This window comes from Ruegeria discodermiae, assembly GCF_030758345.1.
In the GTDB taxonomy this organism is placed as follows: domain Bacteria; phylum Pseudomonadota; class Alphaproteobacteria; order Rhodobacterales; family Rhodobacteraceae; genus Ruegeria_C.
In genome coordinates this window covers 1-731 of the sequence record NZ_JAVAMO010000070.1, presented here as the reverse complement: position 1 = coordinate 731, position 731 = coordinate 1, and the positions used below count along the sequence as shown (strand labels likewise).

The following is a 731-nucleotide window of genomic DNA, read 5'->3' as shown; positions in this document are numbered from 1 at the left end:
GGTCAATCAGGCAGGCTGAGGTCGGATCCACCAAAACCATGCTGGACCGCGTAAGGGACAAGTTCGGCATGGTCCCAGACTGGATGATTGCCGATACCGCTTACGGCTCCGGCCCGATGCTCGGCTGGCTCGTGGATCGCAAGATCTATCCCTACATCCCTGTGATCGACAAGGCCGGGCGCCTCGACGGGACCTGGACGCGCACAGACTTCGACTGGGATGCGGAGAATGACCAATACATCTGCCCAGAAGGACACGCGCTCAAGCAGTTCCGACGCAATTACTCTGATCCGAACCGGGGTCCGACGGGCAAGGGTACCGCGAAGTATCGTGCTCTGAAACTGACATGCCAGGTGTGCCCGTCAAAACCCAAATGCTGCCCCAACGCCGATGCCAGATCGATCACGCGCGAAGAGCACGAAGACGCCCGTCAGGTCGCCCGAGAGCTGGCCAAGACGGATGAATACGCGATTGCGATGAAGCTCAGGAAAAAGGTGGAAATCCTCTTCGCTCACCTCAAATGCATTCTCGGGTTGGGCCGGCTGCGACTACGTGGCCCATGTGGCGCGAATGATGAATTTCTTCTCGCCGCCACCGCCCAGAACCTCCGCAAATTGGCCAAGCACTTTCCTGCACCGCAGAAAACGTGCAAAGCCTGATAAGAAATGCGCTTGCGCGCTCTTCAGAGCACAACTTTCTGCGCCTGCAACACTTTGTCTTTCAACAGAATC

General features: G+C 57.6%; 1 protein-coding gene. It reads left to right on the top strand.

What is annotated here, in order from left to right:
- On the top strand, positions 1-659 hold a 659-nt coding region (locus Q5Y75_RS28390; protein ID WP_306203659.1), incomplete at its 5' end, for a transposase.
- Between the last annotated feature and the right edge of the window lie 72 nt (positions 660-731).